The organism is Polaribacter aquimarinus, from assembly GCF_003129485.1.
In the GTDB taxonomy this organism is placed as follows: Bacteria; Bacteroidota; Bacteroidia; order Flavobacteriales; family Flavobacteriaceae; genus Polaribacter; species Polaribacter aquimarinus.
In genome coordinates this window covers 225666-240829 of the sequence record NZ_QFFG01000005.1, presented here as the reverse complement: position 1 = coordinate 240829, position 15164 = coordinate 225666, and the positions used below count along the sequence as shown (strand labels likewise).

16 protein-coding genes and 1 riboswitch are annotated in these 15164 nt (G+C 32.5%); all 16 genes read right to left on the bottom strand.

Annotated elements, in window-relative coordinates; all coding sequences use genetic code 11:
* Positions 1-3 precede the first annotated feature (3 nt).
* The gene (locus tag DIS07_RS12180) at positions 4-240 is read right to left on the bottom strand and encodes a hypothetical protein (RefSeq protein ID WP_109405533.1); all 237 of its coding nucleotides are present in this window, start codon (positions 238-240) and stop codon (positions 4-6) included.
* A gap of 1 nt (position 241) precedes the next feature.
* Positions 242-2917 carry a methionine synthase gene (metH, locus tag DIS07_RS12175; protein ID WP_109405532.1) on the bottom strand — a complete coding sequence of 892 codons (2676 nt, stop codon included), beginning with the start codon at positions 2915-2917 and terminating at the stop codon, positions 242-244.
* A gap of 15 nt (positions 2918-2932) precedes the next feature.
* The gene (locus DIS07_RS12170) at positions 2933-3952 is read right to left on the bottom strand and encodes a homocysteine S-methyltransferase family protein (protein ID WP_109405531.1); all 1020 of its coding nucleotides are present in this window, start codon (positions 3950-3952) and stop codon (positions 2933-2935) included.
* 48 nt (positions 3953-4000) lie between these two features.
* Positions 4001-4122, bottom strand: a riboswitch (SAM riboswitch).
* 62 nt (positions 4123-4184) lie between these two features.
* Entirely contained in the window at positions 4185-5072 is an 888-nt protein-coding gene (gene cysM / locus DIS07_RS12165) for a cysteine synthase CysM (protein ID WP_109405530.1), read from the bottom strand.
* Between the two features lie 3 nt (positions 5073-5075).
* Positions 5076-5852 carry a serine O-acetyltransferase EpsC gene (gene epsC, locus DIS07_RS12160; RefSeq protein WP_109405529.1) on the bottom strand — a complete coding sequence of 259 codons (777 nt, stop codon included), beginning with the start codon at positions 5850-5852 and terminating at the stop codon, positions 5076-5078.
* A 7-nt stretch (positions 5853-5859) separates the two neighbouring features.
* Positions 5860-6189: a 2Fe-2S iron-sulfur cluster-binding protein gene (locus tag DIS07_RS12155; RefSeq protein ID WP_109405584.1), complete on the bottom strand. Its 330-nt coding sequence runs from the start codon at positions 6187-6189 to the stop codon at positions 5860-5862.
* Positions 6190-6233: 44 nt separating this feature from the next.
* The gene (locus DIS07_RS12150; RefSeq protein ID WP_109405528.1) at positions 6234-6581 is read right to left on the bottom strand and encodes a four helix bundle protein; all 348 of its coding nucleotides are present in this window, start codon (positions 6579-6581) and stop codon (positions 6234-6236) included.
* Between the two features lie 92 nt (positions 6582-6673).
* Entirely contained in the window at positions 6674-7729 is a 1056-nt protein-coding gene (locus tag DIS07_RS12145) for an NAD(P)/FAD-dependent oxidoreductase (protein WP_109405527.1), read from the bottom strand.
* 82 nt (positions 7730-7811) lie between these two features.
* The gene (locus DIS07_RS12140; RefSeq protein WP_109405526.1) at positions 7812-8390 is read right to left on the bottom strand and encodes a precorrin-2 dehydrogenase/sirohydrochlorin ferrochelatase family protein; all 579 of its coding nucleotides are present in this window, start codon (positions 8388-8390) and stop codon (positions 7812-7814) included.
* Positions 8390-9166: a uroporphyrinogen-III C-methyltransferase gene (gene cobA, locus DIS07_RS12135; protein WP_109405525.1), complete on the bottom strand. Its 777-nt coding sequence runs from the start codon at positions 9164-9166 to the stop codon at positions 8390-8392. The genes DIS07_RS12140 and cobA overlap by 1 nt, the downstream gene beginning before the upstream one ends.
* Positions 9167-9171: 5 nt before the next feature.
* The gene (locus DIS07_RS12130; RefSeq protein ID WP_109405583.1) at positions 9172-11274 is read right to left on the bottom strand and encodes a HEPN domain-containing protein; all 2103 of its coding nucleotides are present in this window, start codon (positions 11272-11274) and stop codon (positions 9172-9174) included.
* Between the two features lie 156 nt (positions 11275-11430).
* Positions 11431-12678, bottom strand: a complete 1248-nt coding sequence (locus DIS07_RS12125; protein ID WP_109405582.1) for a sulfate adenylyltransferase subunit 1 — start codon at positions 12676-12678, stop codon at positions 11431-11433.
* A gap of 25 nt (positions 12679-12703) precedes the next feature.
* A complete protein-coding gene (cysD, locus tag DIS07_RS12120) occupies positions 12704-13609 on the bottom strand; it encodes a sulfate adenylyltransferase subunit CysD (protein WP_109405524.1) in 906 nt (301 codons plus the stop codon).
* Positions 13610-13622: 13 nt separating this feature from the next.
* On the bottom strand, positions 13623-14237 hold the full coding sequence (locus tag DIS07_RS12115; RefSeq protein WP_109405523.1) for a phosphoadenosine phosphosulfate reductase domain-containing protein: 615 nt from the start codon (positions 14235-14237) through the stop codon (positions 13623-13625).
* Complete coding sequence (locus DIS07_RS12110; RefSeq protein WP_109405522.1) at positions 14237-14500, bottom strand: DUF2061 domain-containing protein; 264 nt, start codon at positions 14498-14500, stop codon at positions 14237-14239. The genes DIS07_RS12115 and DIS07_RS12110 overlap by 1 nt, the downstream gene beginning before the upstream one ends.
* Positions 14501-14724: 224 nt before the next feature.
* Entirely contained in the window at positions 14725-15138 is a 414-nt protein-coding gene (locus DIS07_RS12105; RefSeq protein ID WP_109405521.1) for an RrF2 family transcriptional regulator, read from the bottom strand.
* Between the last annotated feature and the right edge of the window lie 26 nt (positions 15139-15164).

Here is a 15164-nt window from a genome sequence, read left to right as displayed (position 1 = left end):
ACGCTACTTATTTAGCAGCTTTTTTACATCTTCGAAATTCTCTTGATATTCCCAATATATCCATCTTCCTTCTACATAATCTGTCAAAATATATTTTTCACTTAACGACTTAATTCTAGAAATTGCTATTAGTTTCTTACCGAATTTATCTGCTGGAATATGCACAACAATTTCTTTATTATTCTTATCAAAACCGTGAGAAATAATATAACTTCCTAAATGTAATTCTATAAACTCCATTTTATTGACTTGCTAAATTAGGATGTAACCATTTTCTTGCTTTCTCTTTTTTAATCCCTTTTCTTTCTGAATAATCAGTAAGTTGATCGTCAGTAATTTTACCCAAACCAAAGTATTTTGCTTCTTTGTTGGCAAAGTAATATCCAGAAACTGCTGCTGCCGGCCACATTGCTAAACTTTCTGTAAGCTTCACTCCAATTTGATTTTCCACATCTAATAAATCCCAAATCGTTTCTTTTTCTAAATGATCGGGGCAAGCAGGATAACCAGGTGCAGGACGAATTCCTTTGTAACTTTCTTTTATTAAATCATCATTAGACAAATCTTCATCTGCTGCATAACCCCAGTGTTTGATTCTTATTTGTTTGTGCAAATACTCAGCAAAAGCCTCAGCAAACCTGTCTGCAATGGCTTGTGCCATAATTGCATTGTAATCGTCTTCTTTGGCTTTGTATGAATCTGCCAATTCTTGTGCTCCAAAAATAGCCACACAAAATGCACCAACATAATCTGTTTTATTCCTTTCTTTAGGAGCAACAAAATCTGCTAAAGAAATATTAGGAATTCCTTCGCGTTTTTTTAATTGCTGACGTAAGGTTCTAAAAATGGCAACTTCTTTGCCTTTTTTCTGAACAGAAATATCATCTTCATTGATTGAGTTTGCTTCAAACAACCCAAAAATTGCTTTTGGTTTTAAAGATTGATTTGCAATAATTTCTGCGATCATTTGTTGGGCTTCTTCATACATTATGGAAGCTTGTTCACCTACAACTTTATCTGTTAGAATATCTGGAAATTTACCGTGTAAATCCCAACTTCTAAAAAACGGACTCCAATCTATAAACGGAACCAATTCTTTTAAACTTAATTGTTCTAAAGTTTGAATACCTAATTCTTTTGGTTTAACAATTTCTGAAGTTTCCCAATCAATTTTATATTTACGTTTGCGAGCTTCATCAATAGAAATGTATGACTTTTCTTTACCTCGTTTTAAAAACTTAGTTCTAAATTCATCGTAATCTTTCTTTAATTTTGCAACGTATGCATTAGCGGTTTTTTTGTTTAATAAATCACCCACAACTGTTACTGCTCTTGATGCATCATTTACGTGCACTACTGCATTTTTATATTGCGTATCAATCTTAACAGCTGTATGCGCTTTAGATGTTGTTGCACCACCAATTAACAAAGGAACTTCGAAATTTTGACGCTGCATTTCTTTCGCCAAATACACCATTTCATCTAAAGATGGTGTAATTAATCCACTTAAACCAATAGCATCAACGCGTTCATCAATTGCAGTTTTAATGATTTTTTCTGGTGGAACCATCACTCCTAAATCTACAATCTCGTAGTTGTTACAAGCCAATACCACACTAACAATATTTTTACCAATATCGTGCACATCACCTTTAACAGTTGCCATTAATATTTTTCCAACAGGTTCTGATTTATCGGATTTTGCTGCCTCAATAAACGGATTTAAATACGCAACTGCTTTTTTCATTACACGTGCAGATTTTACCACTTGTGGCAAGAACATTTTACCTGCTCCAAACAAATCGCCAACCACGTTCATCCCAATCATTAAATGCCCTTCAATCACTTCAATAGGAGCTGTAGCTTCTTGTCTTGCTTGCTCTACATCTTCTATAATAAACGCATCAATTCCTTTTACCAAAGCGTGAGTAATTCTGTCTTGTAACGGATTTTCTCTCCAAGATAAATCTGCTGTTTTCTCTTTTGAAGTTCCTTTTACAGTTTCTGCAAAATCAAGTAAACGTTCTGTAGCATCATCACGTCTATCTAAAATTACATCTTCTACGTGGTCTAATAAATCCTTTGGAATATCATCATACACCTCTAACATTGCAGGATTTACAATTCCCATATTCATTCCATTTTGAATGGCATAATACAAGAAAACTGAGTGCATTGCTTCTCTTACAGTATTATTTCCTCTAAATGAAAACGACACGTTACTCACACCTCCACTTACAGAAACGTTGGGTAAATTTTCTCTTACCCATTTCGTAGCTTCAATAAAATCAATGGCATTTTTTTTATGCTCATCCATTCCTGTTGCTACAGGAAATATGTTTAAATCGAAAATAATGTCTTCTGAAGCAAAACCTACTTTGTTTACTAAAACATCATAAGAACGTTTTGCAATTTCTATTCTGCGTTCGTAATTATCTGCTTGCCCAACTTCATCAAAAGCCATTACAATTACAGCTGCTCCATAACGTTTTATTTGAGTAGCTTCCCATATGAATTTTTCTTCACCTTCTTTTAAAGAAATTGAATTCACCACACATTTACCTTGCACCACTTGTAAACCAGCTTCTATGATTTCCCATTTTGAGGAATCAATCATAATAGGCACTCTACAAATATCTGGTTCTGCAGCAATTAAGTTTAAAAAACGAACCATTGCTTCTTTACCATCAATCAAACCATCATCCATATTAATGTCGATAATTTGTGCACCACCATCTACTTGATGCCTTGCAATATCTAAGGCTTCATCAAATTTTTCTTCTTTAATTAAGCGTAAAAACTTACGAGAGCCTGCTACGTTTGTACGTTCTCCAACATTGATAAAGTTGCTGTTTTCATTCAAGATTAGCGGTTCTAATCCTGATAAACGCATAAATTTGGTTTGTTTCACTTTCATCTTCTTTCTTTCCTTTTAATAAGACCTTTCTACTGCGCTCAAAGTGGCAGCTTCTCTTGGTTTATATTTAGCAGCAATATTTGCTATTACTTTTATATGCTCTGGACTTGTACCGCAACAACCTCCAATAATATTGATTAAATTTTTCTTTAAATATTCTTCAATTTGCTCTCCCATTTCTTCTGGAGTTTCATCATATTCACCAAAAGCATTTGGTAATCCTGCATTTGGGTGCGCAGAAATTGCAAACTCAGTTTTATTGGCAATTGCCTCTAAATGCGGTTGTAATAAATTAGCACCTAAAGCACAATTGAATCCTACTGATAATAATGGAATATGGGAAACAGAAATTAAAAAAGCTTCTGCTGTTTGCCCTGATAATGTTCTTCCTGAAGCATCTGTAATGGTTCCACTTAACATCACAGGAACTTCAATATTACGCTCTTCTTTTACTTGCTCAATGGCAAATAAAGCCGCTTTTGCATTCAAAGTATCAAAAACCGTTTCTACCAGTAATAAATCTGCACCTCCATCTAATAAAGCTTCAGTTTGTTGTTTGTAGGCAATTCTTAATTCATCAAAAGTTACTGCTCTATAACCAGGATCATTTACATCTGGAGACATACTTGCAGTTCTATTTGTAGGACCTATAGAACCCGCTACAAAACGTGGCTTATGAGGTTCTTTAGCTGTAAATTCATTGGCAACTTCTTTGGCTATTTTAGCTGATTGATAATTTAGTTCGTATACCAAATCTTCCATTTGATAATCTGCCATAGCAATTGTAGTTCCAGAAAACGTATTGGTTTCAACAATATCTGCACCCGCTTCAAAATACTTTCCGTGAATGGTTTTGATAGCTTCTGGTTGCGTAATTGACAACAAATCGTTATTGCCCTGTAAAGGTGTTGGATAGTCTTTAAAGCGTTCTCCTCTAAAATCTTCTTCAGTGAATTTATACGCTTGTAGCATAGTACCCATAGCACCATCTAAAACTAAAATTCGTTCTTGTAAAGCTTTGTAAATATTTGACATATTTTGATGTTTCTATCAATATGTCATCAGGAAAAGTGAAGTTTTTCGCTGTTATCTGTCTTAGTTACTGAAACAAGTTCAGTATAAAGTAGAATGTAGCACCTTTCTCAAAATTTGAGAGGTTGCCAAAGCTTCATAGGGTCTAATCCCTCTGCCTTTCGTGATAACGTATCAATAAGTTTATGAACTAAATTCGAGACAAAGTAACGAACTTTTTTCTTCTTTTTATAATTTATTCGAAGATATCTGATGATAAGTATCTGTCTCCTCTATCACAAATAATGGCAACCACAACACCTTTGTCAATAGAATTTGCAATTTTTAAAGCAGTTGCCACAGAACCTCCACTACTCATTCCTGCAAAAATCCCTTCTTCTTTTGCCAAACGAATGGTCATTTCTCTTGCTTCTTCTTCTGAAACTTCTAAAATTTTATCAATCTTATTTGCTTTGAAGATAGCAGGCAAATATTCTTCTCTCCATTTTCTAATTCCAGGGATTCTTGCTCCGTCTTTAGGTTGCGCTCCAATTATTTGAATATTTTTATTTTTTCCTTTTAAGAAATCTGAGACTCCAGTTATGGTTCCTGTTGTTCCCATAGCAGAAACAAAATGGGTAACTTGCCCCTCTGTATCTCTCCAGATTTCTGGACCTGTTGTATTATAATGTGCTTTAGGGTTATCTAAATTATCAAATTGATTTAAACGAAAATAGCCCTTTTTATATTTCAATTTTAATGCGTGATCAATTGCACCTTCCATTCCTTTTTCAGCAGGAGTTAAAATTACTTTTGCACCATAGGCACGCATTGTTTTTACTCTTTCTATTGTGGAATTTTCTGGCATTGTAATGACCATATTTACACCCAAAACTTTAGCCATTAATGCTAAAGCAATACCTGTATTTCCACTTGTAGCTTCAACTAATGTATCTCCTTTTTTTATATTTTTCCTTTTGATAGCCTCAGAAATCATATAATACGCAGCTCTATCTTTTACGCTTCCTCCTGGATTATTTCCCTCTAACTTTAACAATAATGTTACGCCTTCTTTTTTAAAAATATTTTGAGCCTCCACCAAAGGTGTATTTCCTACAAAATCTATGATGCTTTTTGTCTGCATTCTTTAATTTCTTTTTTGAAAAATATTATTTTCTGATTGTACTGTAACTACCGAATTTTCTGGAATAGATTCTGTAATGCATACATTTGCTCCAATTACTGAATTTGCTCCAATAACTACATCTCCTCCTAAAATAGTTGCATTCGCATAAATAACTACGCCATTTTCTATAGTTGGATGTCTCTTTGTTGATGCTAAACTCTTTTTTACTTGAATTCCACCTAAAGTAACACCTTGAAAAATCTGCACATTATCTCTAATTACAGTGGTTTCTCCTATGACAATTCCTGTTGCGTGATCTATAAAAAAAGATTCTCCAATTTCTGCCCCTGGATGAATATCTGTACCTGTTGTACTGTGCGCAAATTCGCTCATTACTCTTGGTAAAACTGGAACACCTAATTTTAACAATTGATGACTTAATCTATGCACTGCAATTGCATAAAAACCTGGATATGCTAAATAAACTTCATTTAAACTTTTTGCAGCAGGGTCATTTTTATGAGCCGCTTCTGCATCTAAATCTAATTTCTTTCTTATCGTAATAAAAGAACTTTCAAAATCATTCCAAATTTCTTCTCCGTTTTCAACGGATAATCTTTCTAAAATTTTTAAGAATTGTATTCTTGTTTTTGGACCACTTTCAGCTAAATGATTTACATCAAACAAATTATTAATCAATTGCTTTGTAAAAACTCCTACTGCATCTTTTAAACACATTCTGTAGTTTTTAAAACCAACTAATTTTTCTGTTGCTTTTATTTGTTCTGTTTGTTCCATTATAGATTTAACTTTCTGGTGCTAATTCTACTTCTAAACCTTCCATTTCTGGAGTCATTTGGATTTGACAACCTAACCTACTGTTATCTTCCACATTAAACGCTTCTGCTAACATTGCGTCTTCATCATCCGTCATTTCAGGTAATTCGTGATCTGACTTTACATAACATTGACAAGAAGCACACATTGCCATTCCTCCACAAATACCAATGGTTCCTTCTTCAGCTAATTCGTAAGAACGAACAACTTCCATTAAGTTCATTGCCATATCTGTTGGTGCTACAACATCGTGTGTTACACCGTTTCTGTCTGTTATTTTTATATTGATGTCTTGCATCATTCTAGGTATTAGTTTTTAGTAATTAGGTACTAGTAGTTCGTTTATTTTAATGACTTTATTAAACCCGATAGCATTTTCGCAATTTCATTAGATTTCTCGATTAAATCTTCAGAAATTTCATCGGAAATAAATTTTAATCTTACTGCTAAATACAACATTGATCTAGTTTCACTATTTGACGCCAAAGATATGTATAAAAATCTTTTAAAATCAAGATTTGAGCTTCTATCAAAGCCTTCTGCAATATTATTTGAGATAGAAACAGAAGCTCTTTTTATTTGATCTGAAAAAGAAAAGTCTTTATTATTTTTAAAATTAGCATAAATTATCACAGAAAAATCTTGTGCTTTTTGCCATACTTTTAAATCTTCAAATCTTTGAACTCCCATAGCATTCGTATTTTACAATTAAATTTTAGAAAGCTAATTTAAAATTAAATTGAGCATTCTAAAACCTAATTACTAACACCTATCTACTTTTTTTATTGTATTGCTTTTACAACTGCTTTTGGCGCTTCTTTTTTGGTTCCGTCAAAACCTTGAACACCTCCAACTGTTGTGTATTTCATTACGTATTTTTTATCTGGAAAGATTCTCTTATACGCACTCTGGCACATTAAAGTTGCTTCGTGGAAACCACATAAAATCAGTTTTAATTTCCCTGGATACGTATTTACGTCACCAATTGCGTAAATTCCTGGAATGTTGGTTTGATAATCTAAAGCGTTGTTTACTTTGATGGCATTTTTCTCGATTTCTAATCCCCAGTTACCTATTGGCCCTAATTTTGGTGATAACCCAAATAGTGGAATAAAGTGGTCTGTATCAATAATAAAAGCGTCTTCGCCTTTTTTCTCAACAGCCACACCTGTAACTTTATCTGTACCAATAATTCCTTTTACTTCTGCAGGAGTTATGATATTTATTTTTCCTAAATTCTTTAACTCTTGCGCTTTTTCAACAGAATCTAAAGCGCCTCTAAATTCATTTCTTCTATGAATTAAAGTTACTTCTGAAGCTACATCTGACAAGAAAATTGCCCAGTCTAAAGCTGAATCTCCACCACCAGAAATCACTACTTTTTTATCTCTGTATAATTCTGGTTCTTTAATAATGTACTCAACACCCTTATCTTCGAAATCTGCAATATTTGGAATTAATGGTTTTCTTGGTTCAAAAGAACCTAAACCTCCTGCAATTGCAACTATTTTTGCGTGATGTTTTGTTCCTTTATTAGTCGTTACAATAAAAGTACCATCATCTTGCTTATCTATAGTATCTGCTCTTTCACCCAAAGTAAAACCAGGTTCAAATTGCTTGATTTGCTCCATTAATTTATGCGTTAAATCTCCTGCTAAAATCTCTGGATATGCAGGAATGTCATAAATAGGTTTCTTTGGATAAATCTCTGAACATTGTCCACCAGGTTGTGGCAAAGCATCAATTAAATGACACTTTAATTTTAATAATCCAGCTTCAAAAACTGTGAATAATCCTGTTGGTCCTGCCCCGATAATTAGTATGTCTGTTGTAATCATATTGCTTAAAATTTGTCAATTTGAGATTTCTCGATACATTTTTTTCATTTTTCAAAAAACACTCGAAATGACAGTTTCTCTTTTATTTTTTTTCAACTAAACTCTTGGTAAATTCGTTTAGTTTTTCCACTTTTTCTTCAAAGTTTCCTTTGATGGTTTTTCTATATTCGTTTAAATTCTTTACCAAATCATCAATGTTTTCTGGAATAACCTCTTCGAAAAATTGACGTAATCTTTTAGCTGTTGTTGGCGATTTTCCGTTTGTAGAAATTGCCACTTTTACATTTCCTTTGGTAACTATACCTCCCATATAAAAATCGCAATATGGAGGATTGTCAGCTACATTTACCAATTTTGCTTCTGCTCTACAATCTTTGTAAACATCTACGTTTACTTCTGGAATATCTGTAGTTGCTACAACAATGTGTTTCCCTTGGATGAAATCTTTTTTATAAATATCTTCTATTAAGGTTACATTTCCTTTTTTAGCCAAAGCAATTGTACCCTCTCTAAACATAGGAGAAACGATAGTTACATTAGCATCTGGACTCGATTTTAATAAGAAAGTCAATTTTTCTTCAGCAACAAAACCACCTCCAACAATTAAAACTTGAAGGTTTTTTGTTTTCAAAAAAATTGGATATAAATTATTTCTTTCCATTATACTAATCCTCTTAAATCGTTTGCATAAAATTCGTGCAACTCTAAAATACTTTGACGATGATTTACCACCTCACCTAACAAAATAATTGCTGGATTTTTCAATTCTATTTCTGTAACAATATTCTCAATGGTATCAACTGTTCCAATTCCTATTTTTTCATCAGGTCTTGTTCCGTTTTGAATAATCGCAACTGGTAAATCGTTTTTACCTTCAGCTTGAAATAATTTTACAATTTGAGGCAATTTACTCATCCCCATTAACACAACTACAGTTGCATTTGATTTTGCTGCGAGTTTAATATCTTCAGATATTTTATGCTCCTTAGTTGTACCAGTAATTACCCAAAAACTTTCTGAACTTCCTCTTTTTGTAACAGGTATATTCTGACTAGCAGCTACTGCCATTGATGATGAAATACCTGGAACAACTGCTACTTCTACTCCAAAATTTGCTGCATATTCCATTTCTTCTGCACCTCTACCAAAAATAAAAGGATCTCCACCTTTTAAACGAACAACGTGCCCATTTGATTTTGCACGAGACACAATCAACTCGTTGATTTGTTCTTGTTGGTATTTGTAGCAACCTCTTCGTTTTCCTACAAAAATTTGTTCTGCTTCTGGATTGATATAGTCTAACAACTCTTCGTTTACCAAAGCATCGTATAAAACAACATCTGCATTTTTTAAAACCTTAATTGCTTTTACCGTGATTAAATCTACATCACCAGGACCAGCACCAACAACCGTTAATTTAGGAGTTTTGAATATCATAATTTTTAGATTACACTTTCAGCAAAAGTATTAGATAACTCTCTAAATCTTTTCACTTTTTGTAACAAATCTTCAGAATCATTGATATATTGCGAACAAAACTCTTTATTAGGTGCATTTTTATTAATTTGATAAATTAACTCACTAAAAGTTGTATTTAACTCAATTTTACCTGAAGCAACAAATAACTCGTCAAATTGTGCAATGATACCCGCGTGTGTATTGGTCTTTTTATTCTCTGCCAACAACATTGCTTTCGCTGTATTTACTAAAGATTGATATGCATAATAAATTGCCCCTGAATACACTCCATTTTCAGATGCTTCTCTTGCATTTTCAATTTTTTCTTCACTTTCTAAAAACAACGTCGCAATTAAATCAATTACTACACCTGCACATTCTCCAACTCCAATTGCTTTTACATATTTTTCTTCTTCTCCCCAATCAATGAAATCTTCTTGAGTTAAATTGGTAACATCTTGCAAATCGTTTAAGAAATCATAGAAATACTTTTCTCCTTTTTCTTTATAGTAATGCACAAACTCTTTTCCGTTTGCATTTGCTTCAAAATCATTTAAGATTCTACGCAACGCTTCTGGACCTCTTCTACTTGGTACTTTTACAACTTTATCTGCGAAAAGTGCATTTCCATTTCCTAAATTTCCTCCACCTAACAATACTTGTAATGCTGGAGCTACTAACTTATCCTTCGTTCTAACAGTCATCCCTTGGAAACCAATATTTGCCATATTGTGTTGTCCACAAGCATTCATACAACCGCTAATTTTAATGACTAAATCTTCGTTTTGTAAATACTGAGGATATTCTGCTGCAATAACTCTTTCTAACTCTTCTGCAATTCCTGTACTACTTGCAATCCCCAAATTACACGTATCTGTACCTGGACAAGCTGTAATATCTACTGCTTTATTATAACCAGCTTCTACAAATCCTAATTTTTCTAATTCTTGATAGAAAAAAGGCACTAATTCTTCCTTCACAAAAGGAATTACAATGTTTTGACGTAAAGTTAAACGCACTTCACCTGCTGCATAATTATCAACTAAATCTGCTAATAACCTTGCTTTGTCTGTATAAAAATCTCCTAATAAAACTTTAATTCCGATGGCAACATAACCTTCCTGTTTTTGAGGAATGATGTTTGTTGATTTCCACAAATTAAAAGCAGTTTGATCTTTAATTGCAACTTCAGGAGCTTCAACTGAAACTGGTTTTGAAGGCACATACCCATCGGCATCAATAACAACTGATTTAAACTCGATTGCTTTCTGTTCTTGTGCAATTAAATCTCTAAATGCATCTAAACCGATATCTTTTAATAAGAATTTCATTCTAGCTTTAGCTCTACTTTTACGCTCACCATATCTATCAAAAATTCTTAAAACACCTTCCATTACTGGAATTATTTTGTCTGATGGTAAAAAATCATATAACACATCTGCGTGTCTTGGTTGAGATCCTAATCCTCCTGCAACCATCACTTTAAAACCTCTTACACCATCTTGAATTTTAGCAATATATCCTAAATCGTGTAAATAAGACAATCCTGTATCTTCATCTGTAGAAGAAAAAGAAACTTTGAATTTACGCCCCATTTCTTGACAAATTGGATTACGTAAAAAGAACTTATACAATGCATCTGCATAAGGAGAAACATCAAAAGGCTCATTTACATCTATACCTGCAGTTTCTGATGCAGTTACGTTTCTAACCACATTACCACAAGCTTCACGTAACGTAACATCATCACGTTCTAATTCTGCCCACAATTCTGGAGTTCTGTTCAAATCAACATAGTGAATTTGAATATCTTGACGTGTTGTAATATGTAATCTTCCTCTTGAATATTCGTCAGAAACTTCAGAAATTCTACGTAATTGATTGCTCTTTAATTTACCATAAGGTATTTTGATACGAATCATTTGTACGCCTTCTTGTCGCTGACCATATACACCTCTTGCTAAACGTAAACTTCTAAATTTTTCTTCATCTATTTGTAGATTATTGAATGCAGCAATTTTATTTGCTAATTCAATAATATCTTTTTCTACAACCGGATTTTCTATTTCTGTTCTAAAACTTTGCATAATAAAGCCCATCCTAACCTTCCAAAAGAGAAGGGATTCTTACTTGGGTGTAAGAATATTGTTATTTATTTCTTTATATCCTATAGGGTTAATAGATTTTATAAATCATTATCTTTAAAAACTTTATCAAAATAGCCCTAATCATTTGATAAACTTTTACTTAATAAATCCTACACCAACCGTATTGTTTGTTTTTGGATTGATTAAAATAAATGAACCATTTGATTTGTTGTCTTTGTAGGCATCAAAAGATAAGGGTCTACTCAATTTTAATTGAATGTCTCCAATTTGGTTCAATTCTAATTCTGATGGACTTTCTTCAATTCCTGAAAAGTCCGTTTTTATAATACTATTTAACTGCGTAATTTTTGCTTGCGCATCATTTACACCGTGTTTGATGTAATATTTTTGTGATGCCTGTAATGGCTCTTTATCCATCCAACAAATTGTTGCGTCTAATTGTTTTGCTATAGTAGGTTGCTCATCAACTTTTACCAACATATCACCTCTACTTACATTTACATTATCTGCCAAAGTGATGGTTACTGAGCTTCCTCTTTTCGCTTTTTGATATTTTTTATCAAAAAAGTTGATACTTTTTATTTTTGATTTTGTTAAAGAAGGTAGTACTGTAACCTCATCACCTACTTCAAAATCTCCTCCATAAATCTTACCTGCATAACCTCTATAATCGTGATATTCTTCAGTTTTTGGTCTGATAACCGTTTGTACAGGAAAACGAGTTTGAGATTCATCATTAATATCATCTGCATCTAATCTTTCTAAATGATGCATTAACGTTTCCCCTTGATACCAATCCATATTATCAGACTTGTCTACTACGTTATCTCCTTTTAAAGCAGATAAAGGAATGAAAGTTAAATTCTGTTTTTTATACTCACTTTTACTCGCTAAATACTCAATTTCTCCTTTTATTTGATTGAATTTTTCTTCTGAAAAATCAACTAAATCCATTTTATTTACAGCGATTACAACGTCTTTAATTCTCAACAAATTATTGATAAAAAAGTGTCTGTATGTTTGTTCTACAACTCCATTTCTTGCATCAATTAACACAATAGAAGCTTGTGCTGTAGATGCTCCTGTAACCATATTTCTGGTATATTCTATATGACCAGGAGTATCTGCAATAATGAAACTCTTAGAAGGTGTAGAAAAATAAATATGCGCTACATCAATAGTAATTCCTTGTTCTCTTTCTGCTACTAAACCATCTGTTGCTAAAGAAAAGTCTAAATAATCAAATCCTCTTTGACGACTTTTTTCTTCTATGGCTTCTAATTTATCATCAGTTAATGATTTTGTATCGTATAAAATACGTCCAATTAAGGTACTTTTACCATCATCTACACTACCTGCTGTTGCTATTTTTAATACTTTCATTTTGTTTTCTCTTTTGGTAATTTGATTAAAAGTAACCTTGTTGTTTTCTTTTTTCCATTGCTGCTTCAGAACGTTTATCATCTATTCTTGCACCTCTTTCTGAAATGGAGGAATCTCTAATTTCTTCTACCACTTTTACAATGTCTACTGCATCAGACAACACTGCTGCTGTACAACTCATATCTCCTACTGTTCTAAAACGAACCATTCTTTCTACCACTTCTTCCTCTTCATCTCTATACACAACTTCATCATCTGCAGACCAAATCATTCCATCTCTAACAAATGTTTTTCTTTTGTGCGCAAAATAGATGGATGGTATTTCGATTTTCTCACTTTCTATATAAGACCAAACGTCTAATTCTGTCCAGTTAGAAATTGGAAAAACACGTACATTCTGACCTAAATCAATTCGACCATTTAACATATCAAATACTTCTGGGCGTTGGTTTTTTTCATCCCATTGTCCAAAATCATCTCTAACAGAAAAGATTCTTTCTTTAGCTCTTGCTTTTTCTTCATCTCTTCTTGCCCCACCAATACAAGCATCAAAACCAAACTCTTCAATAGCATCTAATAAAGTTTCAGTTTGCAACATATTTCTACTTGCATATCTACCTGTTTCTTCTTTAACTCTACCAGAATCGATATTATCTTGAACATCTCTTACAATTAATTCAACTCCTAATTCTTCAACCAATCTATCTCTAAATTCAATCGTTTCTGGAAAGTTATGACCTGTATCTATATGCATTAAAGGGAAAGGAATTTTAGCAGGATAAAACGCTTTTTGCGCCAAACGCACTAACGTAATACTGTCTTTTCCTCCAGAAAATAATAACACAGGCTTTTCAAACTGCGCTACTACTTCTCTAAAAATATAAATTGCTTCACTTTCTAAAGCATCTACTTGTATTGTTTCTTGACTCATAATATATTGTCTTTTAGATATGTAATCCACATTCGCGGTTACTCTCTACTTTTGTTGGATCGAAATATGTAAATTCGTTTGGCAAACCTTTTTCTTCTAAATAAGCATCTAATTGTTCATCTGACCAATTGTAAAAAGGACTTACTTTAATGATACCGTCTTTACTTTGAGAAACTACACCAATACTATCTCTAAAAGCAGTTTGTCCTTTTCTTAAATTGGTAAACCAAACATCTGGTTGATGCTCTTTCATTGCTCTTGCAAACGGCTCTAACTTTACTTGCTCAGTAAAAACAACGTGTTTTGGATCTTCTATAGATGGAACTCCTAACACAACATTTCTATGAGCCGCAGTTTGTTTTGGTGAATACAATTGGATATTTAAATCTAATTTTTCAATAATTTCTTCTGCGTGCTTATAGGTTTGTACAGTATTATAACCAGTATCACACCAAATTACTTTGATGTCTTTTTTTACCTCTGTAACTGCATTTAAAATTGCTACTTCATAAGGTCTGAAATTGGTTGTAATTACAGGGTTATTAGAAAAAGAAATTGCCCAAGCAATTATTTCTGCTGGACTTTTGTCTTTTAATTCGTTATTTATTTTATCTAAATCTAGGTTCATTATTTTCCCCATTTTATTTTATTCCAAATTCTTTCGTGAAAGAAATAGAGAACTAATTTTGTTAAAAAATCTACTGAAGCTATAGAAGTTGCTAATGCAATTTCTCCTGTTAAAAAGTAAGAAACCACTAATGTATCTATGGTTCCTACTACTCTCCAGCTTAATGCTTTTAGTACACTTCGTAAAGGTTTTTCGGAATTCTTATCTTCCTCAAAACCTTTACTGTGTGCTTTTTTGCTAAAAATGATTTGGTTTAAAATCATAAAAAAATCAATTCAAATAATTACCCTACTACTTTGATAGGGTATGCAAACATACATTATTTATAGCATAAAAATGAAATAAAAAACTTAAAAAACACTTAATTCCTACCGATTTAGTAGATTAATAAAAAAACGAGCTTATTTTTAAGAATATGAAATTACTACAAGGATGTAGTTGAAAGATTTTATTTAACTAAAGAATTAATTTAAAAAAAGCTGGTATTTTAACAATTACACAAATCTGCTAATGTTGTATTCCTAAAGATTTTTAAAGAGCTATCTCTTACCTGAATCATTAGTTTATTGACCGCACAAGTTTTTTCATCTGGGCAATCTTCACATTTCTCGTAGAAATTTAAACTTACACAGGGTACCATTGCAATTGGTCCTTCTAAAATCCTCATAATAGTAGTCATTTGAATCTCATTAGGATCTTTTAGAAGATAATAACCACCACCTTTTCCTTTTTTAGAAGCTAACAATCCATTCTTACGTAAAGTGAGTAAAATACTTTCTAAAAACTTTAAAGAAATGTTTTCGTTTTGAGATATAGTCGCAATTTGAACAGGTGTTTTATTTTCCTGTCTTGCTAGATAAGTTAGCGCTTTAATACCATATTTTGTTTTCTTAGAAAGCATAAAACAAAACTAAGGAAAATAAAATA

What these genes read in the sequence shown, in the direction of transcription:
- cobA (WP_109405525.1), bottom strand. Translation starts at nt 9,166, where the DNA reads ATGATATTCAAAACTCCTAAATTAACGGTTGTTGGTGCTGGTCCTGGT.
- DIS07_RS12130 (WP_109405583.1), bottom strand. Translation starts at nt 11,274, where the DNA reads ATGCAAAGTTTTAGAACAGAAATAGAAAATCCGGTTGTAGAAAAAGAT.
- DIS07_RS12140 (WP_109405526.1), bottom strand. Translation starts at nt 8,390, where the DNA reads ATGGAAAGAAATAATTTATATCCAATTTTTTTGAAAACAAAAAACCTT.
- DIS07_RS12115 (WP_109405523.1), bottom strand. Translation starts at nt 14,237, where the DNA reads ATGAACCTAGATTTAGATAAAATAAATAACGAATTAAAAGACAAAAGT.
- cysD (WP_109405524.1), bottom strand. Translation starts at nt 13,609, where the DNA reads ATGAGTCAAGAAACAATACAAGTAGATGCTTTAGAAAGTGAAGCAATT.
- DIS07_RS12155 (WP_109405584.1), bottom strand. Translation starts at nt 6,189, where the DNA reads ATGCAAGACATCAATATAAAAATAACAGACAGAAACGGTGTAACACAC.
- epsC (WP_109405529.1), bottom strand. Translation starts at nt 5,852, where the DNA reads ATGGAACAAACAGAACAAATAAAAGCAACAGAAAAATTAGTTGGTTTT.
- DIS07_RS12105 (WP_109405521.1), bottom strand. Translation starts at nt 15,138, where the DNA reads ATGCTTTCTAAGAAAACAAAATATGGTATTAAAGCGCTAACTTATCTA.
- DIS07_RS12170 (WP_109405531.1), bottom strand. Translation starts at nt 3,952, where the DNA reads ATGTCAAATATTTACAAAGCTTTACAAGAACGAATTTTAGTTTTAGAT.
- cysM (WP_109405530.1), bottom strand. Translation starts at nt 5,072, where the DNA reads ATGCAGACAAAAAGCATCATAGATTTTGTAGGAAATACACCTTTGGTG.
- DIS07_RS12150 (WP_109405528.1), bottom strand. Translation starts at nt 6,581, where the DNA reads ATGGGAGTTCAAAGATTTGAAGATTTAAAAGTATGGCAAAAAGCACAA.
- DIS07_RS12110 (WP_109405522.1), bottom strand. Translation starts at nt 14,500, where the DNA reads ATGATTTTAAACCAAATCATTTTTAGCAAAAAAGCACACAGTAAAGGT.
- DIS07_RS12180 (WP_109405533.1), bottom strand. Translation starts at nt 240, where the DNA reads ATGGAGTTTATAGAATTACATTTAGGAAGTTATATTATTTCTCACGGT.
- DIS07_RS12125 (WP_109405582.1), bottom strand. Translation starts at nt 12,678, where the DNA reads ATGAAAGTATTAAAAATAGCAACAGCAGGTAGTGTAGATGATGGTAAA.
- DIS07_RS12145 (WP_109405527.1), bottom strand. Translation starts at nt 7,729, where the DNA reads ATGATTACAACAGACATACTAATTATCGGGGCAGGACCAACAGGATTA.
- metH (WP_109405532.1), bottom strand. Translation starts at nt 2,917, where the DNA reads ATGAAAGTGAAACAAACCAAATTTATGCGTTTATCAGGATTAGAACCG.